19 protein-coding genes are annotated in these 23,454 nt (G+C 70.5%); 11 read left to right on the plus strand and 8 right to left on the minus strand.

From position 1 onward, the window contains the following. Positions 1-38: 38 nt before the first annotated feature. The 4 genes from sucB (at position 39) to lipB (ending at position 4,137) form a co-directional block, all read left to right on the plus strand. Positions 39-1,823: a 2-oxoglutarate dehydrogenase, E2 component, dihydrolipoamide succinyltransferase gene (gene sucB / locus LWP59_RS30820; RefSeq protein WP_191334833.1), complete on the plus strand. Its 1,785-nt coding sequence runs from the start codon at positions 39-41 to the stop codon at positions 1,821-1,823. Positions 1,824-1,894: 71 nt separating this feature from the next. Next, the gene (locus tag LWP59_RS30825; RefSeq protein ID WP_144645345.1) at positions 1,895-2,764 is read left to right on the plus strand and encodes a TIGR01777 family oxidoreductase; all 870 of its coding nucleotides are present in this window, start codon (positions 1,895-1,897) and stop codon (positions 2,762-2,764) included. Beyond that, positions 2,761-3,390, plus strand: a complete 630-nt coding sequence (locus LWP59_RS30830; RefSeq protein WP_144645343.1) for a phosphatase PAP2 family protein — start codon at positions 2,761-2,763, stop codon at positions 3,388-3,390. Before LWP59_RS30825 ends, LWP59_RS30830 begins: the two co-directional genes overlap by 4 nt. Positions 3,391-3,399: 9 nt before the next feature. Further along, positions 3,400-4,137, plus strand: a complete 738-nt coding sequence (gene lipB / locus LWP59_RS30835; protein WP_144645341.1) for a lipoyl(octanoyl) transferase LipB — start codon at positions 3,400-3,402, stop codon at positions 4,135-4,137. A gap of 46 nt (positions 4,138-4,183) precedes the next feature. On the opposite strand, the gene LWP59_RS30840 is transcribed toward lipB, so the two are convergent. Together LWP59_RS30840 and LWP59_RS30845 are read right to left on the minus strand one after the other, a co-directional pair. Continuing rightward, entirely contained in the window at positions 4,184-5,119 is a 936-nt protein-coding gene (locus LWP59_RS30840; RefSeq protein WP_144645339.1) for an LLM class F420-dependent oxidoreductase, read from the minus strand. Positions 5,120-5,128: 9 nt separating this feature from the next. Further along, positions 5,129-5,722: a TetR/AcrR family transcriptional regulator gene (locus LWP59_RS30845; RefSeq protein WP_144645353.1), complete on the minus strand. Its 594-nt coding sequence runs from the start codon at positions 5,720-5,722 to the stop codon at positions 5,129-5,131. Positions 5,723-5,852: 130 nt separating this feature from the next. On the opposite strand from LWP59_RS30845, the gene LWP59_RS30850 reads away from it, so the two are divergent. The 4 genes from LWP59_RS30850 (at position 5,853) to LWP59_RS30865 (ending at position 9,098) form a co-directional block, all read left to right on the plus strand. Beyond that, positions 5,853-6,356, plus strand: a complete 504-nt coding sequence (locus LWP59_RS30850) for a hypothetical protein (protein ID WP_144645337.1) — start codon at positions 5,853-5,855, stop codon at positions 6,354-6,356. A 35-nt stretch (positions 6,357-6,391) separates the two neighbouring features. Next, entirely contained in the window at positions 6,392-7,333 is a 942-nt protein-coding gene (locus LWP59_RS30855; RefSeq protein WP_144645335.1) for an oxidoreductase, read from the plus strand. A 37-nt stretch (positions 7,334-7,370) separates the two neighbouring features. Next, positions 7,371-8,372: a lipoyl synthase gene (lipA, locus tag LWP59_RS30860; RefSeq protein WP_144645333.1), complete on the plus strand. Its 1,002-nt coding sequence runs from the start codon at positions 7,371-7,373 to the stop codon at positions 8,370-8,372. Positions 8,373-8,459: 87 nt separating this feature from the next. Next, positions 8,460-9,098 carry a DedA family protein gene (locus LWP59_RS30865; RefSeq protein ID WP_144645331.1) on the plus strand — a complete coding sequence of 213 codons (639 nt, stop codon included), beginning with the start codon at positions 8,460-8,462 and terminating at the stop codon, positions 9,096-9,098. A gap of 6 nt (positions 9,099-9,104) precedes the next feature. Here LWP59_RS30865 and LWP59_RS30870 read toward each other — a convergent pair whose 3' ends face one another. Next, positions 9,105-9,815, minus strand: coding sequence for a copper homeostasis protein CutC (locus tag LWP59_RS30870; protein WP_229857793.1), 711 nt, complete (start codon positions 9,813-9,815; stop codon positions 9,105-9,107). A 111-nt stretch (positions 9,816-9,926) separates the two neighbouring features. After that, on the minus strand, positions 9,927-11,837 hold the full coding sequence (locus LWP59_RS30875) for an acyl-CoA dehydrogenase family protein (RefSeq protein WP_144645321.1): 1,911 nt from the start codon (positions 11,835-11,837) through the stop codon (positions 9,927-9,929). A 165-nt stretch (positions 11,838-12,002) separates the two neighbouring features. Here LWP59_RS30875 and LWP59_RS30880 point away from each other — a divergent pair, with 165 nt between their 5' ends. From LWP59_RS30880 to LWP59_RS30890, 3 genes are all read left to right on the plus strand, one after another. Beyond that, entirely contained in the window at positions 12,003-12,893 is an 891-nt protein-coding gene (locus LWP59_RS30880) for a patatin-like phospholipase family protein (RefSeq protein WP_144645319.1), read from the plus strand. Between the two features lie 102 nt (positions 12,894-12,995). Continuing rightward, the gene (locus tag LWP59_RS30885; RefSeq protein WP_144645317.1) at positions 12,996-14,231 is read left to right on the plus strand and encodes a L,D-transpeptidase; all 1,236 of its coding nucleotides are present in this window, start codon (positions 12,996-12,998) and stop codon (positions 14,229-14,231) included. Between the two features lie 16 nt (positions 14,232-14,247). Further along, on the plus strand, positions 14,248-14,994 hold the full coding sequence (locus LWP59_RS30890) for an SIR2 family NAD-dependent protein deacylase (RefSeq protein ID WP_144645315.1): 747 nt from the start codon (positions 14,248-14,250) through the stop codon (positions 14,992-14,994). 78 nt (positions 14,995-15,072) lie between these two features. On the opposite strand, the gene LWP59_RS30895 is transcribed toward LWP59_RS30890, so the two are convergent. From LWP59_RS30895 to LWP59_RS30915, 4 genes are all read right to left on the minus strand, one after another. Then, entirely contained in the window at positions 15,073-16,257 is a 1,185-nt protein-coding gene (locus tag LWP59_RS30895; protein ID WP_144645313.1) for a low temperature requirement protein A, read from the minus strand. Between the two features lie 318 nt (positions 16,258-16,575). Next, the gene (locus tag LWP59_RS30900; RefSeq protein ID WP_267903852.1) at positions 16,576-18,048 is read right to left on the minus strand and encodes an MFS transporter; all 1,473 of its coding nucleotides are present in this window, start codon (positions 18,046-18,048) and stop codon (positions 16,576-16,578) included. An 868-nt stretch (positions 18,049-18,916) separates the two neighbouring features. Then, on the minus strand, positions 18,917-22,483 hold the full coding sequence (dnaE, locus tag LWP59_RS30910; protein ID WP_144645428.1) for a DNA polymerase III subunit alpha: 3,567 nt from the start codon (positions 22,481-22,483) through the stop codon (positions 18,917-18,919). A gap of 130 nt (positions 22,484-22,613) precedes the next feature. Further along, positions 22,614-23,345, minus strand: a complete 732-nt coding sequence (locus LWP59_RS30915; protein ID WP_144645426.1) for a G1 family glutamic endopeptidase — start codon at positions 23,343-23,345, stop codon at positions 22,614-22,616. Between the last annotated feature and the right edge of the window lie 109 nt (positions 23,346-23,454).

A 23,454-nucleotide genomic window follows, 5' to 3' on the forward strand; every position in this document is an offset into this window, starting at 1 on the left:
GACCACAGCAACAAAGAAGCAAAGGGAGTCAGCGAACGATGGCCTACTCCGTCACATTGCCGGAGCTCGGGGAGAGCGTCACGGAGGGCACCGTCACCCGGTGGCTGAAGCAGGAGGGTGACAGCGTCGCGGTCGACGAGCCGCTACTGGAGATCTCGACCGACAAGGTCGACACCGAGGTACCGTCGCCGGTCGCCGGCACGCTGCAGCGGATCGTCGCCAAGGAGGACGAGACCGTCGAGGTCGGCGGCGAGCTCGCCGTGATCGACGACGGTTCCGGCGGTGGCGCCGCGAGCGCCCCGGCCCAGGAGAAGAGCCAGGCGCAGCCCGAGCCCGAGCCGGAGCCGCAGGCCCCCGCCGCACAGGAGTCCGCGCCGGCGCCCGCCGCGCAGCCCGCGCCGAGCGGTTCGACCGACGGCACCCCGGTGACGCTGCCCGAGCTGGGCGAGAGCGTCACGGAGGGCACCGTCACCCGCTGGCTCAAGCAGGTCGGTGACGCGGTGGCGGTCGACGAGCCGCTGCTGGAGATCTCGACCGACAAGGTCGACACCGAGGTTCCCTCGCCGGTCGCCGGCACGCTGCTCGAGATCAGCGTGAACGAGGACGAGACCGTCGAGGTCGGCGGCCAACTCGCCGTCATCGGCGACGCCTCGGCCGCGCCCGCGCAGCAGCAGGAGCAGCCGAAGCAGCCCGAGCCCGAGCAGCGGCGGGCCCCGGAGCCGGAGGCGCCGAAGCCCGCGCCGGAACCGAAGCCGGAGCCCAAGCCCGAGCCCACCCCGCAGCCGGCCGCCCAGCAGGCCCCGGCCCCGCAGGCGCCCGCTCAGCAGGCACCGGCGGCCAAGCCCGCGGCCGAGCCGCAGGACAACGGCAGCGGCCCGTACGTCACGCCGCTGGTCCGCAAGCTCGCCACCGAGCACGGCATCGACCTGTCGAGCCTGACCGGCAGCGGGGTCGGTGGCCGGATCCGCAAGCAGGACGTGCTGGCGGCGGCCGAGGCGAAGCAGCAGCAGGCCGCGCCCGCCCCGGCGGCCGCGAGCGCCCCGGCTCCCGCGGCACAGCGCCCGAGCGCGCCGGCCGCCGCCTCGCCGGACCTCTCGGCGCTGCGTGGCACGGTGCAGAAGGCGAGCCGGATCCGGCAGGTCATCGCCCAGCGCACCCGCGAGTCGCTGCAGACCTCCGCACAGCTCACCCAGGTGTTCGAGGTCGACGTGACCAAGATCGCCCGGCTGCGCCAGCAGGCGAAGGCGAGCTTCGCCGAGCGCGAGGGCGTCAAGCTGACGTTCCTGCCGTTCTTCGCGAAGGCGACGGTCGAAGCGCTCAAGCAGCACCCGAACGTCAACGCCTACCTCAACGAGGACACCAAGGAGATCACCTACTTCGGCGAGGAGCACCTCGCGGTCGCGGTCGACACCGAGAAGGGCCTGATCTCCCCGGTCATCCACAACGCGGGTGAGCTGAACCTGGCCGGCCTCGCCAGGGGCATCGCCGACCTCGCGGCCCGCACCCGGGCCAACAAGGTCAAGCCGGACGAGCTGTCGGGCGGCACCTTCACGGTGACCAACCTCGGCAGCAACGGCGCGCTGTTCGACACGCCGATCATCAACCAGCCGCAGTCCGGGATCCTGGGCGTCGGCGCGGTGGTGAAGCGGCCGGTCGTGGCGACCGACGCCGAGGGCCAGGACACGATCGCCATCCGGTCGATGGCCTACCTGGCGCTGACCTACGACCACCGCCTCATCGACGGTGCCGACGCGGGCCGGTTCCTCACCACGATCAAGCACCGCCTCGAGGAAGGCCACTTCGAGGACGAGCTGGGTCTCTGACCGCTGAGCCGAAAGGGCCGCTCCGTGTGTTCACGGAGCGGCCCTTCGTCGTCTCCGCATAAGGTGAACCCATGCGCGTCCTGGTCGCGGGTTCCCGCGGGCTCATCGGCAATGCCCTGGTCGAAGCCCTGCACGAGGCAGGGCACGAGGTGCGCCGGCTCGTGCGCGGCAACGGCGAGTACAGCTGGGACCCGCCGGCGGGCCGGATCGACGACACCGCGCTCAAGGGCGTCGACGCCGTCGTGAACCTCTGTGGCGCCTCGCTCGTCACGCGGTGGAGCGCGGCCCGCAAGCAGATGATCGCGGACAGCCGGATCGAGCCGACCGAGGTGCTCGCCGAGGCGGTCGCCGAGCAACGAGTCCCGACCCTGATCAACGCCTCGGCCGTGGGCTTCTACGGCGACCGGGGCGCCGACGTCCTCGACGAGACCGCGCCGCGCGGCGACGGGTTCCTGGCACATCTGTGCGAGGCGTGGGAAGCGGCCACCGCCCCGGCGAAGCGCGCCGGGGCCCGCGTCGCGCACCTGCGGACCGGGCTCGTGCTCAGCCGCCGCGGCGGCCTCCTCGGACCGTTGAAGCCGCTGTTCCGGCTCGGCCTCGGCGGACGGCTCGGGGACGGCAGGCAGTACATGCCGTGGATCAGCGAGCGCGACGAGGTCGGGGCCATCCGCTTCCTGCTCGAACACGAGACGCTCGCCGGCCCGGTCAACCTGGCCGGCCCGGAGCCGGTGACCAACGCCGAGTTCACCAGGGCGTTCGGGCGCGTCGTGCGCAGGCCGGCGCCGTGGTGGGTGCCGGGTGCCGCGCTGGAGCTCGCCCTCGGCGAGGCCGCCGACGAGATGGCCCTGGTGTCACAGCGCGCGGTGCCGGCTGTGCTGCAGGAGGCGGGTTACACGTTCGCACACTCCACAGTGGACACCGCGCTGGCGGCCGCGCGTTGATCCGCGGGCTCGCGACCGGCCTCGTGTTCCTGGCCCTGTTCATCGCTCTCGGCCTCGCCGTCGCGAAGCATCCCCTGGCGATCGACCTGGCAGTGACCGGGGCGTTCGAGGGACTGTGGCGGGGCACGCTCGGCAGCGTGACGAACGTCGTGAGCGACCTGCTCGGCATGGTGGTGCCCGCCGCCGTGATGATCGGCGTGCTCGTCGGCGCGATTCTCACCTGGTACCGCCGTTTGCGCCGGGAGGCGTGGATCGCCCTGCGGGTGCTGCTCGTCTACGGGGTGGCGCGGTTGACCAGCTGGGTCGCGAAGCCGATCTTCCTGCGCGCCCGGCCGCGCGCCTACGCCGAGTTCAGCTACCCCAGCGGGCACGTCGTCTCGATCGCGAGCGCCGGGCTCGCCGTGGTGCTGCTGTGCCGCTGGCTCGCCCCCACGCTGACGCGCTGGGCGGCGCTCGCGTTCGGGCTGGCCACGGTGGTGGTCGCGCTGACCCGGCTGCTGCTCGGCGTGCACTGGCTGTCCGACACCGTGGGCGCGGTGCTCGGCGTGCTCGGCACCGGACTGCTCGCAGCGGCTGTGCTGAGGCTCCTACCGGGACCGGTGTCTGCGCGCCCGCCCGCGGCGTAGCCTGCGATTGTGAGCGTTTCCTCTTGCCGTGCCGTCGGCGAGCCGGTCGATGTCCGGCCGATCGGCACCATCGACTACCTCGAAGCCTGGGAGCTGCAGCGGGCGTACGTGACCGCCCGTGCCGACGGCGCCGGACCCGACACGATGCTGCTGCTGGAGCATCCCTCGGTGTACACGGCGGGCAAGCGGACCGAGCCGGGCGACCGGCCCGCCGACGGCACCCCGGTCATCGACGTCGACCGCGGCGGCAAGATCACCTGGCACGGACCGGGTCAGCTCGTGGGCTACCCGATCGTCAAGCTCGGCGACCCCATTGACGTCGTGCACTACGTGCGGCGGCTGGAGGAGGCGCTGATCAAGGTGTGCGACCAGTTCGGCGTGCACACCGGCCGGGTCGAGGGCCGCAGCGGGGTGTGGGTGCCCGCGGACGAACGCGGGCCCGAGCGCAAGATCGCCGCGATCGGCATCCGGGTGCAGCGTGGCGTCACCATGCACGGCTTCGAGCTGAACTGCAACGCCGACCTGAGCGCGTTCGACAAGATCGTGCCGTGCGGCATCCGGGACGCGGGCGTGACCTCGCTGTCGTTCGAGCTGGAGCGCGAAGTCACGGTCGCCGAGGCGCTGCCGCTGGCGCGGGACGCCGTGCTGGCCGCCCTCGACGGCGAACTGCCCGTCAGCGAGGACCGCTGGCTGGCGCGCCCGTCGGCGCCCACCGCGCCCGGCGTCACCTTCGCCCTGCAGTCCTGACGAGGACGGCCCGCTCGCCTTTCGCGAGCGGGCCGTTCGTCTTTCCTCAGTCCAGCTGCGGCATGATCGCCGACGCGATCAGGTCGATGTGGTCGAGGTCCGACAGGTCCAGCAGCTGCAGGTAGAGCCGGGTGATGCCGGTTTCCTCGCGGAACCGGCCGATCGCGTCGACCACCTCGGCGGGGGTGCCGGCCAGGCCGTTCTGCCTGAGCTCGTCGACCTCACGGCCGATCGCCGCGGCCCGGCGCGCCACCTCGGCGTCGTCCGCGCCGACACAGACGGTCTTCGCGCTCGACCGGGTGATCTCCTTGGGGTCGCGGCCGATCTCGCGCGCGGCGTCTTCGACGCGGTCGAACTGGGCGGCGGCCGTCGCGGCGTCGGTGAAGGCCGCGTTGAACTCGTCGGCGAAGCGGGCGGCGAGCGCCGGGGTGCGCTTCTTGCCACCGCCGCCGATGATCACCGGTGGCCGGGGCGACTGCGCGGGCTTCGGCAGCGCGGGCGAGTCCTCCAGCTGGTAGTGCTCGCCGGCGAAGCTGAAGGTGTCGCCCTCGCGGGTCTCCCACAGGCCGGTGATGATCTCCAGCTGCTCGGTGTAGCGGTCGAAGCGCTCCTTCAGTGGGGGCAGCTCGATGCCGTAGGCGGTGTGTTCGGCCTCGTACCAGCCGGCACCGAAGCCGAAGTCGACCCGGCCGCCGGACATCTGGTCCACCTGCGCGACCGAGATCGCGAGCACCGACGGGTGCCGGAAGGTGGCCGCGGTGACCAGGGTGCCGAGGCGGATGCGGGAGGTCTCGCGGGCGAGGCCACCGAGGGTGACCCAGGCGTCGGTCGGGCCGGGCAGCCCGGACACCCCGCCCATCTTCAGGAAATGGTCGGAACGGAAGAACGCGTCGAAGCCAGCGTCCTCCGTCTTCTTGGCGACGCGCAACAGGTCGTCGTAGCTGGCCCCCTGCTGGGGCTCGGTGAAGATCCGTAAGTCCACGGCCCCACCCTAGCCAGTACGACGGACCCGGGTGAGCAGCTGGACGATCACCGACTCGACCTGGGCACCGACCTTTTCCGGGTCCGGGGAGCTCGCGATTTCCGTTGCGGCGGAAGACAACGCGCCGAACAGGAGCCGGGCGGTGATCTCCACGGGCACGCTGTCCAGCTCGCCCGCTTCGATGAGGTCCTCGAGACTCGAGCGGATCAGCCCGAAGCTCGCCCTGTCCTCGGCCTCACGCCACCGCTCCCAGCCCATCACGACCGGCGCCTCGTGAATGGCGATCCGCTGGTACGACGGGTCGAGACAGCTGGAGATGAACTCGCGCAGCCCGCCCAGCGCGCGCTCCCACGGCGCGCCGGGGCCTTGCATGATCTCTTCCAGCCTGCCGAAAACGCCGCTTTCCACCTGCGCGAACGCCGCTTCGAAAAGGGCCTGCTTACCGCTGAAATGGTGGTACAGCGCGCCTTTGGTAACCCGAGCCCGCTTGGCGACCTCGTCCAGTGAAGTACCGGCGTACCCGCGTTCGGTGAACAGCTCGACCGCGCTGTCCACCAGGGCGGATCGCGTGGACTCCGAGTAGTCGAGTCGTCTGGACCGCATTGTCGCCACCGGCACAGCTTACGCTCGCGCCTTCTTCACATACTCATGGTATGTTCGCAGTGTCGGTACCATACCGACAGTATGCTCCAAACCCAGAGTATGTTCAGGGTCACAGAAGGGGACGCGACCCATGGGGTGGAACGACTTCTACCAACGACGAGACATTGCCGACGCGGTGCTGCGACGGGCCGCGCGAGACCCGCGCGCGCCGTTGCCTTTCGCGGAGATCCCCGGGGCGGTCGAGGCTTTCGGGACCGAGGAGCAGCTGCTGCTCGCTCTGCACTACCGCTGGAGCCAGCTGCTCGGCGGCCATCTGCGCACCGAGTTCGAGGACGCGACCGACCACGTCGACGCGGTCACCCGGGCGTGGCGCGAGACCGTGCGCAAACACCGCACGCTGCGCGCGGTGCTGGACGCGAACGTCGACCGCTACCCCGCGCTGCGCCAGGTGCACGAGGCCGAACAGCGGATGCTGGCGGTCGCCGCGGGCCTGGCCGAGCCGGGCGAACCGGTCGAGGAGATCACCAAGGTGGGCGCCGCGTTCACCGGGCTGCTGCGGCACGGACCGGACATCGAAGCGCCCCGGCGCAACCCGATCGGGCAGCTGTTGCGGATGCTCGCGCCGAGTGCGTGACCTGTAGCCGGCCCACGCCGCTCTACCATCCACCTATGTCGAAGTGGACGGAAGCTGACATCCCGGATCAGTCCGGACGCACGGTGCTCGTCACGGGCGCGAACTCCGGCCTCGGCCTGCAGACCGCGAAAGTACTCGCCGGCAGGGGCGCCCGGGTCCTGCTCGGCTGCCGCTCCGCCGAACGCGGCGAGCAGGCCCTGCGCACCGTCCGGGCCGTCGCGGACACCGAGCCGAAGCTGGTCAGGCTCGACCTGGCCGCCCTCGACTCGGTCCGAGCCTGCGCCACGGAGGTCCGGGAGAGCACCGGCGACCGGCTCGACGTGCTGATCAACAACGCCGGCCTGATGGCGACCCCGCGGGGCGCCACGGCCGACGGGTTCGAGCTGCAATTCGGCACCAACCACCTCGGGCCCACGGCGCTGACCTGGCTGCTGATGCCGGCGCTGCGCGGTGGCAAGGACGCCAGGGTCGTCACGGTGACCAGCTTCGCCGCGATCGGCGCCCGGATCGACCTGACCGACCCGAACTACGAGCACCGCCGCTACAACCCCGGCGCCGCCTACGGGCAGTCGAAGATCGCGAACCAGGTTTTCGCGCTGGAGCTGGACCGGCGGCTGCGGGCGGCGGGCGAGGACGTCCTCAGCGCGGCGGCGGCCCCCGGCTACACCGCGACCAACCTGACCCCGGCCATGGCCGCCTCCTACCCGGGCGTGGTGTCGCGGACGCTGCTGGCCGGCGTGCTGAAGCTCGGGGACACGTTGCTCGCCCAGAGCGTCCGGATGGGAGCGTTGCCGCAGCTCTACGCGGCCACGGCACCGGACGTCAACGGCGGTGACTACATCGCGCCGAACGGCTTCCAGCTGCGCGGCAGCCCGACCTTCGTGAAGCCGCTGCGGCTCGCGCTCGACCACGCGGCGGGCAGCGGTCTGTGGGACCTGACCGCGAAGTTGACGGGCGTCACCCCGGACCCGGCATAGGGGTCTCATCAGGGCACGTGGGCGTAGGCTGGCGTGCGTGACTGTTGCGCCTGAAGGTCGGAAACTGCTGCGGCTCGAGGTCCGCAACGCCGAGACTCCGATCGAGAAGAAGCCGTCCTGGATCAAGACCCGGGCGAAGATGGGCCCGGAGTTCACCGAGCTCAAGGGCCTGGTGCGACGCGAGGGCCTGCACACGGTGTGCGAGGAGGCCGGCTGTCCCAACATCTACGAATGCTGGGAAGACCGCGAAGCGACGTTCCTGATCGGCGGCGACCAGTGCACGCGCCGTTGTGACTTCTGCCAGATCGACACCGGCAAGCCGGCCGCCCTGGACACCTCCGAGCCCCGCAAGGTCGCCGAGAGCGTCCAGGCGATGGGCCTGCGCTACTCGACCGTCACCGGCGTCGCCCGTGACGACCTCGAGGACGGCGGCGCCTGGCTGTACGCCGAGACGGTCCGCCAGATCCACGCGCTCAACCCCGGCACCGGCGTCGAGCTGCTGATCCCCGACTTCAACGCGGACCCCGCGCAGCTGGCCGAGGTGTTCGCCTCGCGGCCCGAGGTGCTCGCGCACAACGTCGAGACCGTGCCGCGGATCTTCAAGCGGATCCGCCCCGGCTTCCGGTACGCGCGGTCGCTGGAGGTCATCACCAAGGCCCGCGAGGCCGGGCTGGTGACGAAGTCGAACCTGATCCTGGGCATGGGCGAGACGCCCGACGAGGTCGAGCCCGCGATGCGCGACCTGGCCGAGGCCGGGTGCGAGATCCTGACGATCACCCAGTACCTGCGCCCCTCGCTGCGGCACCACCCGATCGACAGGTGGGTCAAGCCGGAGGAGTTCGTCGAGCACTCGCGGGTGGCCGAGTCGCTCGGCTTCGCCGGAGTGATGGCGGGGCCGCTGGTGCGCTCGTCGTACCGCGCGGGCCGGCTGTACGCGCAGACGAAGCGGCACCGCGGCGAGGCGCTGCCGGCGAACCTGGCGCACCTGGCGGAGGCCGGGCCCGCCGCGCAGGAGGCCAGCAGCCTGCTGACCCGCTGAGTTCAGGGTTCGTCCCTGAGGTCGCTCCGCGCCGGTCCGGCTAGGTTGGAACCTGCCGACAGCGACAAACCGGGCAGGGGGCAAGCTGTGGTCACGGACATCCTGAACTGGCTGCAGAACCTTCCGCAGCCGGCACTGGTCGGCGCGACCGGCCTGCTGGTGTTCCTGGAGTGCACCATCGGCCTTGGCTTCCTGGCGCCGGGCGAGTCGGGCCTGCTGGTCGCGGCGACGACGGCGCACACGGTGCCGCGGTTCCTGATCCTGTGGGCGGTGGTCACGGTCTGCGCCACGACCGGCGACTCGATCGGCTTCCTGATCGGCCGGCGGTGGGGGCCGCGGCTGCGGGAGACGAAGCTGATCCAGAAGCACGGCGTGGACGCGTGGGACCGGGCGACCGGCATCCTGCACCGGCGCGGTGCGTGGGCGGTGTTCTTCGCGCGGTTCCTGCCGGTGATCCGGACGCTCACCCCGGCCGCGGCCGGCACCTCCGGCCTGCCGTACCGGAAGTTCCTGCCCGCGGCGTTCGCGGGCGCGCTGTGCTGGTCGGCGCTGCACATCAGCATCGGGGTCGCCCTCGGCGAGGCGGCGAAGAAGATCGAGAGCGCGATGAGCACGGGCGGGTTCGTGATACTGGCCGTCCTGGCGGCGGTCGGGATCTTCTTCGTCCTCCGCCGGCGCAAGAAGCACGCGGCGGCGCAGCAGGAGCACACGGGCTCGAAGATCTAGACCCGGCTAGCTCTCCGGGTGCGCCAGCGCGATCAACCCCCGGGCCGCGTCCTCGTCCAGCAGCGCGTGCGTGCCGTAGTCCACCACCGACGGGGCGGCCGCGGGCGCGGGACGCCGTGGGGCGGCGTGCAGGTCGCGGACGCCGGTGGCGTCCGCGATCGCACGGGCGTTGTGCGGCCGGATCCCGCCGCCGGCCATCACCGCCAGGCGGTCGCCCGCGGCGGCGACCATCCGGGCCAGCACCGGCACCCCGTCCTCGGCGCGCGCCGCGCCACCGGAGGACAGGACGCGCCGGAAACCCAGGCCGGCCGCCGCCTCGACGGCCGCCACCGGGTCGCGGCAGACGTCGATCGCGCGGTGCAGGGTCACCGGCAGACCGTCGGCGGCCGCGACCAGGTCCGCGAGCACCGGCCTGTCCAGCTCGCCCGCGGCGGTCAGCGCGCCGACCACCACGCCCGAGCGCACCGCGTGCCGGACGTCGGCCAGCATGGCGTCCACTTTGGACGGTCCGTAGCCGAAACCGCCTTCCCGGGGCCGGATCAGGACGTGCACCTCCGACCGGCGACACCGCGACAACACCGCCGCCAGCAACCCCGGCCCCGGCGTCAGCCCGCCGAGCGCACCGGCCGAGCACAGCTCGATCCGGTCCGCACCCAGCGCGTCCGCGGCCACCGCCCCCGCGACGGTGTCGGTGCTCAGCTCGATCCGCAGGCTCACAACAGCTCAGGGGCGGGGGCCGATCGCCGGGTCGAGCAGGAACGTCGGCGCTCGATCCCCTTGTGTCTCAAGCGAAGCAGCCCCTGGCCGACCCTCGTGCACGAGTGACAGTCAGCCACGGTGCACGCGGCGCGCCACCGAATCCTCCTTCGACTCGCCCGCGCGCCAGTCGGCGATCCACGGGCCCGTGCCTTCGCTCGGGTCGAAGACGCCTTCCTCCAGCCACGTGTACCGGCCGTCGAGGACACGCGCCGTCAGCCCGTAGTCCGCGTCGTCGGTGTTCTCCCACAGCGCGTCGAACAGGGCCTCGATGCGCAGGCGTGCCTGGTGGCAGAACACGTCCGCCAGCTCCCGCGCGCTCTCGGTGTCCTGCATCTCGGCCCGCACGCAGCTCGCCGCCATCGCGAACAGCTCCGCCCCGATGTCCACGATCCGCCCGAGGAAGCCCTGCCGCTTCTCCAGCGCCGCCTGCCAGCGGGCCATCCCGTAGAACGTCGAGCGCGCCAGCTTCCGCGCCGTCCGGTCGATGTAGCGCAGATGCGGGGCGAGCGCACCGAACTCGCGGAACGACGTCGGCACGTTGCCCTTGCCGGACACCAGCTGCGGCAGCCACTTCGCGTAGAACCCGCTCGCCTTGGCCGCCGCCTTCGCCTTGGCCTGCAGATCGGCTTCGGCGTCGGCGAGCGCGCCCGCTGCCGACAGGTGCGCGTCGACGGCTTCGCGGGCGATGAGCAGGTGCATGATCTCCGTCGATCCCTCGAAGATCCGGTTGATCCGCAGGTCCCGCACCAGCTGCTCGACACCCACCGCCCGCTCACCGCGGGCCGCCAGCGACGCGGCGGTCTCGTAGCCTCGGCCGCCGCGGATCTGCAGCAGCTCGTCGGCGACCTTGCACGACATCTCGCTCGCCCACAGCTTCGCCAGCGCCGCCTCGATGCGGATGTCGTTGCGGCCCTCGTCGCTCATGTGGCCGGACAGCTCCTGCACGCTCTCCATCGCGAAGGTCGTCGCCGCGATGAACGAGATCTTGTTCGCCACAGCCGCGTGGTCGCCGAGCCGCTTGCCCCACTGCACCCGCTCGGACGACCATTCGCGCGCGATCTTCAGGCACCACTTCCCCGCGCCCGCGCACATCGACGGGATCGACAGGCGACCGGTGTTCAACGTGGCGAGCGCGATCTTCAGCCCCTTGCCCTCGCCGCCGACCACGTTCTCCTTCGGCACGCGCACCTTGTGGAAGCGGGTCACGCCGTTCTCGATCCCGCGCAGGCCCATGAACGCGTTGCGCCGCTCGACGGTGATGCCCGGGCTGTCCATCTCGACGATGAACGCCGTCACGCCGCCGCGGTGCCCGTCGGACTTGGGCACCCGCGCCATCACGACGACCAGCTCGGCCACGACACCGTTGGTGGTCCACAGCTTCACGCCGTCCAGCTCGTAGGCCTCGCCGTCCTCGGTCGGCACGGCGGCTGTCGCGAGCCGGGCCGGGTCGGAGCCGACGTCCGGTTCGGTGAGCAGGAACGCCGTGATCGCGCCCTTCGCGCAGCGCGGCAGGAACTCGGCCTTCTGCTCGGGCGTGCCGGCGAGCTTGAGCGGCTCCGGCACACCGATGGACTGGTGTGCCGACAGCAGCACGCCCAGCGTCGGGTGCACCGAGCCGACCAGCGCCAGCGCCTTGTTGTACGCGACCTGCGTCAGGCCGAGACCGCCGTACTCCTCGGGGATCTTGACGCCGAAGCAGCCCAGCTCGGCCAGCCCCTTCACGTACTCGTCCGGGATCTGCGACTCGCGTTCGATGACGCTGCCGTCGATCGTCGCGCAGTACTCGCGCAGCTGGCCGAGGAACTTCTCGGCCTTCACGGCGGCTTCGGCCGTGGGGCGCGGATGGGGGTGCACCAGGTCGAGCCGGAACCGGCCGAGGTAGAGCTCCTTGGCGAACGAGGGCTTGTGCCAGTCGCTCTCCCGGGACTCCTCGGCCAGGGCGCGGGCCTCCTTCTCCGTCACCTTGGGTTGCGTCGTCACCAGGGCACCTCCTCGAGATCGCCGTCAAGACCTTTGTGACGAGTGTTACCCATCAGTAGCGATCAGGGAACCCCCATCCCGGCACGAACGAGTCGTTCTCCTCACGACGGATGGCCGCGGTCGAGCGGGCGGGAGGACCATGAGCGGCAGGGAGGGGTGAGGAGGATGGCCGAACTCGCACTGCCGCAGCCCGTCGGGTTCGTGCTCGGCGGTGGGGGCAGTCTGGGCGCGATGCAGGTCGGCATGCTGCGTGCCCTCGACGAGCGCGGCATCCGGCCCGACCTGGTCACCGGCACGTCCGTCGGCTCGCTCAACGGCGCCTTCCTCGCCCTCGAACCGGAGGACGCCGCGCGGCGCCTGCCCGAGATCTGGGTACACCTGACCCGGCACGAGGCGTTTCCCGGTGGCGTGCTCAGCCAGGTCCGCACGCTGCGGCACGCGAAGACGCACCTGTTCCCCAACACCGGTCTCGCCACGATCGTCCGCGAACACCTCGGCGAGGGCACCAGGTTCGAGGACCTCAAGCTGCCCCTGGGCGTGGTGACCACCGACGTCGAAACCGCCGGGCCCCGGCTGATCCGCGCCGGCGAGCTCCTGCCGACGCTGCTGGCGAGCGCCGCGATCCCCGGCATCTACCCGCCCGTCGAGCACGACGGCCGCCTGCTCTACGACGGCGGGCTCGTGGCGAACGTCCCGATGCGCCAGGCGCTGAGCATGGGCGCCAGGTCGCTCGTCGTGCTCGACTGCGCGTTCCCCGGCCAGATCCCCTCGCCCCCGCACAGCTTCGCCGAGGTCCTGATGTACACGGCGATGATCAGCATGCGCAACCAGGCCGTGCTGGAGGCGCCCGTCGCGGCCGCGCAGGTGCCGGTCGTCTACCTGCCGGGGCCGGTCCCGGTCCGGCTGAGCCCATTGGATTTCAGTCACACCGCGGAACTCACCGCGAGTGCCTACGAGGCCGCCCGGGTATACCTCGACGGCCTGACCGTCGACGGTCCCGGCCTTTACGGAGGACCGGGTGTGAAAATCGTGTCAGGCGCCGAGAACGAGTGGTGACGCACGCCACTCCGTTGCAACAAACCACGTGGTGGGGCGTCTTTGTCAGCGCGGTACTTTGAAGCACCAGCCCGCTCCTCCCGACCTCCAAAAAGAGACCTGATGTTCTTGAACAAGCCTTTAAGTTTGTCCGGCAGAGTCCGTTCCGGCGCGCTCACCGGGTTACTGGTGAGCGTCCTCGCGCTCTCGGCGTGCAGTTCCGGCGATTCGGGCAGCGGTTCCAACAACGGCAACCCCGGCAGCGCCCCGGTGTCGTCGGAGGCGGGCGCCGCGGTGACGGTCTCGATCGAGCCCGCCGACGCCGCCAACGTCAGCCCGACCACCCCGATCGTCGTGAAGGCCTCGGGCGGCACCATCAGCGCGGTGACGGTGACCAACACGACCAAGGGCACGAAGGTCAACGGCACCCTCTCCGCCGACAAGACGACCTGGACGTCCACCGACGTCCTCGGCTACGGCGCGAAGTACTCGATCGACGCGCACGCGGCCGACCCGGCGGGCAAGACGGTCGACCAGCAGAGCACCGTCAGCACGTTGTCGCCGTCGAAGCAGGCCAACGCGAACCTGATCCCCGCCCCGTCCTCGGTCGCGTCGACCGGCGTCGGCGTCGGCCAGCCGATCGTGTTCCAGTTCAGCTACCCGGTGAAGAACAAGGCCGACGTGGAGAAACAGCTGTCGGTCAAGTCGAGCCCGGCGCAGGAGGGCAGCTGGTACTGGGTCGACGACAAGAACGTGCACTACCGGCCGAAGTCCTACTGGAAGCCGGGCACCACGCTCACGGTGAGCGCCAAGATCTACGGCGTCGACTTCGGCAACGGCGTGTACGGGGCGTCGGACCGCACGGAGACCTACCACGTGCACGACTCGTGGATCGCCAAGGCGGACGGCAACACCGAGCAGATGCAGATCTTCCACAATGGACAGATGGTGAAGACGATGCCCATCTCGATGGGCAAGGACGCGACGCCGACGCACCAGGGCCCGCACGTGATCTCGTTCAAGGCGCAGAACTACACCATGGACTCCTGCACCTACGGCGTCTGCCAGGGCGACCCGAAGTGGTACCGCTCCGACGAGCACTGGGCCGAGCGGATGTCCAACGACGGCGAGTTCGTGCACGAGAACCCGAACAGCGTCGGCAGCCAGGGCAACTCGAACGTCTCGCACGGGTGCATCAACCTCAACGCCGCGAACGCCGAGTGGTTCTTCAACAACTTCGGCCTCGGCGACGTGGTCGAGGTGGCCAACTCCGGTGGCCCGCAGCTGCCGGTCTGGGACCTCTACGGCGACTGGGCGATGTCGTGGGACCAGTGGCAGAAGGGCAGCGCGCTCAGCTGACCCTCATCATGGAGGGATGAGCGAGCTGCAGCGGGCCCGTGAGCTGATGCGTGGCGCGGGCCGGATAGTGGCGCTGACGGGAGCCGGGATCTCCACCGAGTCGGGGATCCCGGACTTCCGCGGCCCCGATGGCGTCTGGACGAAGAACCCGGCCGCCGAGAAGATGTCCGACATCACCGAGTACACGGCCAGCGGCGAGGTGCGCGAGCAGGCCTGGCAGAGCCGGCTCGACCACCCGGGCTGGGCCGCTGAACCCAACGCCGGCCACCGCGCGCTGGTCGACCTCGAACGCGACGGGCGGCTGGTCGCGATCCTGACGCAGAACATCGACGGGCTGCACCAGAAAGCCGGTTCGGATCCGGCGAAGGTCGTCGAACTGCACGGCACGCTGTCGGAGACGGTGTGCCTGTCCTGCGGCGACCGGCGGGACATGCACCAGACCCTGGACCGGGTGCGGGCCGGCGAGACCGACCCGCCGTGCGAGGACTGCGGCGGCATCCTCAAGTCCGCCACCATCTCCTTCGGCCAGGCGCTCGACACCGCCGTGCTGGAACGGGCCCGGCTGGCCGCGCTGACCTGCGACCTGATGCTGACCGTGGGGACCTCGCTCACGGTGCACCCCGCGGCGGGCCTGGTCGACGTCGCCGCGGCGGCGGGCGCGCCCGTGGTGGTGTGCAACGCGCAGGAGACGCCCTACGACGATGTCGCGGAGGTCGTCCTGCGTGAGCCCATCGGCGAGGTGCTGCCGGAGCTCGTCCGATGAGCGGGACACCACGGCCGCCCGCGCTTGCTCGCGTTCGACGGAAAGCGCTACCTCGTCGGCGGGTACCCGAGCGCCGGGCTAGTCGGCGGCCGGATGGCCGTGCGTGGCGACGACCGTCGTCGCGACGAGGGCGGCCATGACGAGCGCCGCGAGGTGCACGGGCAGCGGCGTGAACGACATCGCGACCACGAGCACCGCGGCGAACGGGAAACCGATGGCGATCGGGCGGCATTCGTTGCGCGGCCCGATGTGCAGCAGCCACACGCTCAGCAGGTACAGCGCGACCGGCACCGTCAGCGCGAGCGCCGAGGCGACGCCGCCGAGGTGACCGGTGTGCGTGTCGTGGTCGATCACCAGCTCGAGGCCGACCCCGACCGCCGCCGCGGAGCCGAAGATCACGTAGTGCCCGTATCCCCAGACGTAGCCCTGGCGGAACTGCGCGAGCCGCAGGTGACCGGGCTGGTCGAAGTACAGCCACCACATCGAGAACACGATCACCAGCCCGGCGACCGCCAGCGAGATCAGCGCGCCGGCCGAGTGCCCGCTGCCGAGCGCCTCCTGCAGCGCGTTGCTCGCCGCCAGCACCGACTCGCCGAGCACGATCAGCGTGAACAGCCCGTACCGCTCGCTGATGTGGCGCGCGTGCCAGCTCGTCGTGGCCGTGCGTTCCGCCCACACCGGCACCAGCAGCTCGGCCATGACCAGCAGCAGGAAGGTCGGGAAGAACCACGAGTCCGGCACGGCCAGCCGCAGCACCCAGCCGATCTGCACGACCGTGATACCCAGCGCGTACCGCAGCGCCGTCGGCCGGTACGCCTCGTCCTGGCCGGCCGCGCGCAGCCACTGCGCGACCATCGCCAGGCGCATCAGCAGGTAGCCGACGACGACCGTGGTCAGGTCGTCGTGCCAGGCCGCCGGCACCCCGGCCGCGACGACCAGCGCGCCCACGATCTGCAGGAAGGTGGCGATCCGGTAGGGCACGTCGTCGGTGTCGAACGCCGAGGCGAACCAGCTGAAGTTGACCCAGCCCCACCAGATCGCGAAGAACACGACGAGGTACAGCGCGATGCCGTGCCCGATCTCGTGCTCGCCGAGCGAATGGTGCAGCTGCGCGCCCGCCGTGCTGACCGCGACCACGAAACACAGGTCGAACAGCAGCTCGAGCGGGGTGGAGGCGCGATGCTCCTCGGCCTGGTCCCTGGCCCGCATCGGCCGGTACCAGACGCGGGTGGCGCGGCGGCGGGGACGCGACTCGTCGGACATCTCGGCTCCTCGTACCAGGGCGGACGTCCGACATCCCATCATGATCGCCGCGCTGGGCTCGGGTGGGCCCGGCTCCCCCTCGTGCGAGCCCACCCGAGCAGGTGCCTTCGCGCAGCCGCCGAACGGTCCCCCGCGGACGCCGACGACGGCGTGAGAAATGAGCGTGCTGTCCAGTGGAGGACTACGGCTCGTCCGACTCGTGGTCCCATCCCCGGACCGCCAGCCGGACCGCCACTTTCCGTAGCGAATCCCTCGAAGTGAAGGCCCGACCAGGTTTACCCGGTTGCTCTGAGTAGCGCTACCTCATCCGGGAAACCATCACTCAGATGGAGCAGCAAATGTGACGTCCTGTAGTTGGTCGGCCGAGCGCCGTGCTCGCCGCGCGCGCAGCTCCCCGATGCCCAGCGCGAGGGCGACGAGCACGAACCCGGCCGAGCAGAGCATCGCGATCGACAGTGCGGTGGGGTAGTCGCCTCGGGTGCCCGTGACCACCCCGCGGAACACCCCGGCCAGCACGGCAGTGCCGATGGCCGTGCCGATCCGTTGCCCGGTCTGCAAGGCGCCGCCCGCGACCCCTGCCATCCGGGTCGGCACGCATTCGAGGGTGAGCGTCGTGTTGGGCGAGATGACCATGCCGCCGCCGATACCCGCGACCAGCAGTGGCCCGGCGAAGACGAGGCCGGCGTTCGCGGTGGGGACCAGCCAGGCCAGCAGCGCGACGGTGCCCAGTCCGGTGGCGACGAGGCTGAGCCCGGTCACCGTCAGCTTCCGGCCGAGCCGGGAAACGAGCCGTCCGGCCAGGACGGCGGAGATGGCCGAGCCGAGCGCGAACGGCGTCACCGACAGCCCGGAGCGCAACGGCGAGTAACCGAGGCCCTGCTGGAAGAACAGCGCGAAGACCAGCCAGATCCCGGCGAAGCCGCAGAAGTAGACGGTGCCCAGTGCGGCGCCGGAGGCGTACCCGGGTGTTGAGGTGTACAGCCGGATGTCGATCAGCGGCGACCGGCCCCGGCGCAGGATGCGGCGTTCCCACCAGATGAAGGCGGCACCGATCACGACGGCGATCGGGAACAGCCACCAGAGCCGGCGCAGGCCGTCCTGCTCGGACTCGACCAGTGGGAGGAGCACGCCCAGTACCGCGAGTCCGAGCAGCAGGATGCCGACGAAGTCGATCTCCGACCGCAGCTTGGTCCGGCGCCCGGCCTTGCCCGGCACGAGCCGCATCGCGAGGACGAACGCCACCACGCCGATGGGCACGTTCACGTAGAACACCCAGCGCCAGCCGTCCTGCTCGCCGAAGATCGCGAGGATCAGCCCGCCGAGGACGGGGCCGACCGCGGTGGAGATGCCGACCACCGCGCCGAACATGCCGAAGGCGCGGCCGCGTTCGGCGCCCCGGAAGAGGTCCTGGATCAGGCCCGAGTTCTGCGGCGTGAGCAGGCCCGCGGCGCAACCCTGGAGGAGGCGGCCGAGCACGAGCATGAGGTCGTTGGGCGCGGCCCCGGTGAGCGCGCTGGTCACGACGAACGCGGCGAGGGCGATGAGGAACATTCGCCGCCGGCCGAGCGCGTCCCCCAGGCGTCCGCCCGAGACCAGCACCAGCCCGAACGCGAGGGCGTACCCGGAGACGACCCACTGGGCGGTGCCGGCGTCCGCGCCGGTGCCCCGTTGGATCGACGGCAGGGCGACGTTGACGATGCTGACGTCGAGGAGGCTCATGAAGCCCGCGGTGAGGGTGACCGCGAGGGCCTTCCAGCGCCGGGGATCCGGCTCGTAGGAGCTGTCCGTCACCCGTCCATGGTGACCCGCTTAGCTGCGGTAAGCATTTCGGTGAGGGGTGGGGTTGGGGTGGGGTGCGCGGGGTGAGGGGCTGCGCGCGCAGTTCCGGGAGCCGGGTGGCGGGCGGGGTTCCGGGGTGAAGGCTGCCGTTACCGGGGTGGGGGCCGGACGGCTCGCGGTTTCGGGAGGTGGATGGGTCGCGGCCGGCTTCGCGGGGTGGGGCGCTGCCGTTGCCGGGTGGCGGGGGTCCAGGAGTCGGTCGCCGCGCGCGCAGTTCCGGGAGCTGGGTGGCGGGCGGGGTGCGCGGGGTGCGCGGGGTGGGGGCTGCCGTTGCCGGGCGGGTTCCGAGTGTCGGGCGCGCCGCCGTTGCCGGGTGGGGGTTTGCGGGGGTCGTTGTGGGCGCGTGGGGCCGTGGGGGCCGGGCGCTGCGCGCCCTCGGCGGGGCCACCCCCGCCCCGATCGCCGAGTGTTCAACGGTCACCGCACCGCGTCAAGGGCGCCTGCCGGCGTCGCTTCGCGATGGCTTCGCCACCCTTGACACGGTCCGATGACCGCTGAGGCGGCTTGGGATCGGTGTGGGGGTAGGTCTGGGCGGTGGGCCCCTCCGCTGCCGTTGCCGGGTGTGCCGTCGGGGGTGGCTGGTGGGGTGGAGGGCGCGGCTGGGATGGCGGCGCCATCAAAGCAAGGCGGGGCAGGGCAAGGCAGCGCGGCGCAGGACGGGCGGGGCAAGGCAGCGCGGCCCGGGTGGGGGCGCCCGTCACGGCAGGGCGGGTGCAGGTCGGGGCGAGTGCCGGTCGGGGCGGGGGCAGGTCAGGGCAGGGCGGCGGAGGTGGCGGCGCCGTCAAAACGGGGCGGGGCAGGGCAGGGTGAAAGCGGCGCCTCAGGTGCCTGCGGTGATGCCGGGGATGCCTTTCAGCTCCCCCATCAGCATGCTCGTCACCTTGACCGGGTAGTCGTACAGCGCGAACACCGTCTCCCGCTGGCGGCCGATCAGCTTGAGCCGCACGGGGGTGTCGCCCTTGTGGGCCAGCAGCGTCTGCTTCAGCTCCCCCACCACGCTCTTGTCGAGCTTCTCCGCCGAGCAGTGCAGCATCAGCGGGGGGTCGTCCTCACCGTTCCCGATCTCCGACAGGTCCAGCGGCACGAGACCACCGCCGAAGATGGACATCTTGTCCTCGCGCCAGTTCACCCTGCCCTTGACCAGCACGGCGTTGTCCTCGACCAGATCCGCCGAGAACATCGCGTACGACTTGGGGAAGAACAGCACCTCGAGCGAGGCGTCCATGTCCTCGACGGTGCAGATCGCCCAGGGCTCGCCCTTCTTGTTCACCCGCCGCTCCAGCGAGGTGATCAGCCCGGAGACGATCAGCTCGCCTTCCTTCGGCGGGTTGTCCAGGATCGCCGCGATCGGCCGCGGTGCGTGCTTGCGCAGGATCCGCTCCGCCCCGTCCAGCGGGTGCGCCGACACGTACAGGCCCAGCATCTCCCGCTCGTAGGACAGCAGCTGCTTGCGCGGCCACTCCTCCTCGCCGAACTTCAGGTGCGCCAGCGGCGAGGACGACGTGGACGTGCCCGCGTCGTCGTCGGCCGAGCCGAACAGGTCGAACTGGCCCATCGCCTCCTGGCGCTTGAGCGGCACCACGGCTTCCACCGCGTCCTCGTGCACCTGGATCATCGACAACCGCGTGTTGCCCAGCGAGTCGAACCCACCGGCCTTGATCAGCGACTCCAGCACCCGCTTGTTGCAGGCCACCAGCTCCGACTTGTCCAGGAAGTCCGTGAAGGAGGAGTACTTGCCCTTCTCCTCGCGCGTCTTGATGATCGACTCGACGACGTTCGCGCCGACGTTGCGGACCGCGCCCATCCCGAAGCGGATCGCGTCCCCGACCGCGGCGAAGCGCTGGCCCGACTCGTTGACGTCCGGCGGCAGCACCTTGATCCCGAGCCGGCGGCACTCGGACAGGTACACCGCGGACTTGTCCTTGTTGTCCCCGACCGAGGTCAGCAGCGCGGCCATGTACTCCGCGGGGTAGTTCGCCTTGAGGTACGCCGTCCAGTACGAGACCAGGCCGTACGCGGCGGCGTGGCTCTTGTTGAACGCGTACCCGGCGAACGGGAGGATCGTGTCCCACAACGCCTTGATGGCCTCGTCGGAGAACCCGTTCTCCTTCATGCCACCGTGGAAGCCCTCGAACTCCTTGTCGAGGACCTCCTTCTTCTTCTTGCCCATCGCGCGGCGCAGCACGTCCGCGCGGCCCATCGAGTAACCGGCCACCTTCTGGCCGATGTGCATGATCTGTTCCTGGTAGACGATCAGGCCGTAGGTGTCGGCCAGGATCTCCTTCAGGGGATCTTCGAGCTCCGGGTGGATCGGCTTGACCTGCTGCCGGTTGTTCTTCCGGTCGGCGTAGTCGTTGTGGGCGTTCATGCCCATCGGGCCGGGGCGGTACAGCGCGCCGACCGCGACGATGTCGTCGAACACCGTCGGCTGCATCCGGCGCAGCAGGTCCCGCATCGGACCGCCGTCCAGCTGGAACACGCCGAGCGTGTCACCGCGGGAGAGCAGCTTGTAGGTCTCCGGGTCCTCGACGCCCAGGGTGTCGAGGTCGATGTCGATGCCGCGGTTGGCCTTGATGTTGTCGATCGCGTCGCCGATGACCGTGAGGTTCCGCAGGCCAAGGAAGTCCATCTTCAACAGGCCGATGGCCTCACAGGACGGGTAGTCCCAGCCCGTGATGATCGAGCCGTCGTCCCGCTGCCACAGCGGGATCGCCTCCATCAGCGGCTCGCTGGACATGATCACCGCGCAGGCGTGCACGCCGGCGTTGCGGATCAGGCCCTCGAGACCGCGGGCGGTGTTGAAGATCGTCGAGACCTCTTCGTCGGTCTCGACCAGGGTGCGCACCTCGGCGGCCTCGCCGTAGCGCTCGTGCTCGGGGTTGACGATCCCGGACAGCGGGATGTCCTTCGCCATGATCGGCGGCGGCAGCGCCTTGGAGATCTTGTCCGCGATCGCGTAGCCCGGCTGGCCGAAGTGCACCCGGGCCGAGTCCTTGATCGCGGCCTTCGTCTTGATGGTGCCGAAGGTGATCACCTGGGCGACCTTGTCCGCGCCGTACTTCTCGGTGGCGTAGCGGATCATCTCGCCGCGGCGGCGGTCGTCGAAGTCGATGTCGATGTCGGGCATCGACACGCGCTCGGGGTTGAGGAACCGCTCGAACAGCAGCTTCTGCGGGATCGGGTCCAGGTTGGTGATGCCGAGGACGTACGCGACGAGCGAGCCCGCCGCGGAACCACGGCCGGGGCCGACCCGGATGCCGACCTGGCGCGCGTGGTTGATGAGGTCGGCGACGACCAGGAAGTAGGCAGGGAAGCCCTTCCCGATGATGACCTCGAGCTCCATCTCGATGCGCTCGGCGTAGCCCTCCGGCGCGCCCTCGGGGAAGCGCCACTTCAGGCCGCGGTCGACCTCGGCCCGCAGCCAGGACGCCTCGTCGTGCCCGTCCGGCACCTGGAAGACCGGCATCCGGTCCTTGTGGGTGTAGACCTCCTCGTACGACTCGACGCGCTCGGCGATCAGCAGCGTGGTGTCGGCGGCGCCGGGGACCTCGGAGTCCCAGTACTCGCGCATGTCCTGGGCCGACTTCAGGTAGTAGCCGTCCCCGTCGAACTTGAACCGGTTCGGGTCGTTGAGCGTCTTGCCCGACTGCACGCACAGCAACGCCGAGTGCGAGTCCGCCTGGTCCTTGGTGACGTAGTGCGAGTCGTTCGTGGCCAGCGGCCGCAGGTCGAGCAGCTTGCCGATCTCCAGCAGCCCCTCGCGGACCGACCGCTCGATCGGCAGGCCGTGGTCCATCAGCTCGAGGAAGAAGTTGTCCGCGCCGAAGATGTCCCTGTAGTCCGACGCCGCCTGGATGGCCTCGGCCTTCTGCCCCAGCCGCAGCCGGGTCTGCACCTCGCCCGACGGGCAGCCCGTGGTGGCGATGATGCCCGCGGCGTTCTCCGCGATCAGCTCGCGGTCCATCCGGGGCTTGCGGTAGTAGCCCTGCAGGCTCGCCAGAGACGACAGCTTGAACAGGTTGCGCAGCCCTGTCGAGTTCTGCGCGAGCATCGTCATGTGGGTGTAGGCGCCACCACCGGAGACGTCGCCGCCCTCGCCGAACTCGTCGGAGCCACGCTGGCTGACCTGCCCCCAGAACACCGGCTTCTTCGTGAAGCGCGACTCCGGGGCGATGTAGGCCTCGATGCCGATAATGGGCTTGAGCTCGGCTTTCCGCGCTTCCTGGTAGAACTGGTCCGCGCCGTACATGTTGCCGTGGTCGGTCATCCCGACCGCCGGCATGCCGAGCCGTTTCGCCTCCGCGAACAGCGGAGCGATCTTCGCCGCACCGTCGAGCATCGAGTACTCGGTGTGCACGTGCAGGTGAACGAAGGACTCGTCCGACACCGGCGAAAACCTCCCCATGACGGTACTGCGCGACGCTGAAAGGTCAGCGTAGCTCGCGGCACCGACAGTTTCGCGAAGGCGTGCCGCACCGAGTGTGGTGCGGCACGCGTGACCGCGATCTCGCCGGAGGTCAGCCGGTGTAGGAGACGCTGAAGCCGTTGCCGGCGGAGTTGGGGTCGGACGGGGTCGAGTAGTCGACGCCGTTCTGCCGCAAGATGATCTTCTCCGAGCTCACCAGGCCCGGGCCGGCGTTGTTGACCTTGAGGTTGCTGAAGTTGAAGGTCGAGAAGTGCGCGACCGCCGACTGCGAGCCACCGACCGTCGGCGCCTCCTGGACGAACTCGGCGGACTGCCCGGGGCCGCTGTAGGTCTTGGTGGCGGACCAGCTCTTGCCGGTGGTGTTGTCCTTGAGCGAAATGACCCAGGAACTGCCGCTCGACTTCGCCACGGAAGCGGTGATGGAATCGCCGGCGTGGACCGTGACCCCGGGGATCGTCACCGAATACGCGGGCAGGATCTCCCACCAGGCGGAGTATTGCGCGCGACCATTTGCGTAGTCGGATTCGGTGCCGGTCTGGATGAGGTTCGAGTTGCCGTCGCCGTCCACCCCGACCCACGCCGAGGAGTAGGTCGCCGAGCTCGTCGCGGACACCGACGGCACGGTCCAGGTGGCCGCGGCGGAGGTGTAACCACTGCCCGTTTCGGCGTAACCGGACCAGTTCGAGGAGTAGGACGCGTTGTGCTGGTGCGAGATGAGGTGGTCGGCGGAGTTGACGGAGGCGGCGGCGGGGACGGCCGCGGTGCCGAGCGCGAGCGCGGCACCGGAAACGAGAACGAGCAGGCGGTGGGGACTCCGGCCCATTTTTATTCTCCTTTACGGAATGGAGCGGGGAGATACTCCTGAAAAGAATTCCTAACCAGCCGCCGGCGTCCCCGGCAAGAATTCGCCTGCGAGTCCCTACTTTGGTCGG

This window comes from Amycolatopsis acidiphila, assembly GCF_021391495.1.
Classification (GTDB): domain Bacteria; phylum Actinomycetota; class Actinomycetes; order Mycobacteriales; family Pseudonocardiaceae; genus Amycolatopsis_E; species Amycolatopsis_E acidiphila.

What these genes read in the sequence shown, in the direction of transcription:
- sucB (WP_191334833.1), top strand. Translation starts at nt 39, where the DNA reads ATGGCCTACTCCGTCACATTGCCGGAGCTCGGGGAGAGCGTCACGGAG.
- LWP59_RS30915 (WP_144645426.1), bottom strand. Translation starts at nt 23,345, where the DNA reads ATGGGCCGGAGTCCCCACCGCCTGCTCGTTCTCGTTTCCGGTGCCGCG.
- LWP59_RS30895 (WP_144645313.1), bottom strand. Translation starts at nt 16,257, where the DNA reads ATGTCCGACGAGTCGCGTCCCCGCCGCCGCGCCACCCGCGTCTGGTAC.
- LWP59_RS30880 (WP_144645319.1), top strand. Translation starts at nt 12,003, where the DNA reads ATGGCCGAACTCGCACTGCCGCAGCCCGTCGGGTTCGTGCTCGGCGGT.
- LWP59_RS30825 (WP_144645345.1), top strand. Translation starts at nt 1,895, where the DNA reads ATGCGCGTCCTGGTCGCGGGTTCCCGCGGGCTCATCGGCAATGCCCTG.
- LWP59_RS30885 (WP_144645317.1), top strand. Translation starts at nt 12,996, where the DNA reads ATGTTCTTGAACAAGCCTTTAAGTTTGTCCGGCAGAGTCCGTTCCGGC.
- LWP59_RS30845 (WP_144645353.1), bottom strand. Translation starts at nt 5,722, where the DNA reads ATGCGGTCCAGACGACTCGACTACTCGGAGTCCACGCGATCCGCCCTG.
- LWP59_RS30850 (WP_144645337.1), top strand. Translation starts at nt 5,853, where the DNA reads ATGGGGTGGAACGACTTCTACCAACGACGAGACATTGCCGACGCGGTG.
- LWP59_RS30855 (WP_144645335.1), top strand. Translation starts at nt 6,392, where the DNA reads ATGTCGAAGTGGACGGAAGCTGACATCCCGGATCAGTCCGGACGCACG.
- LWP59_RS30890 (WP_144645315.1), top strand. Translation starts at nt 14,248, where the DNA reads ATGAGCGAGCTGCAGCGGGCCCGTGAGCTGATGCGTGGCGCGGGCCGG.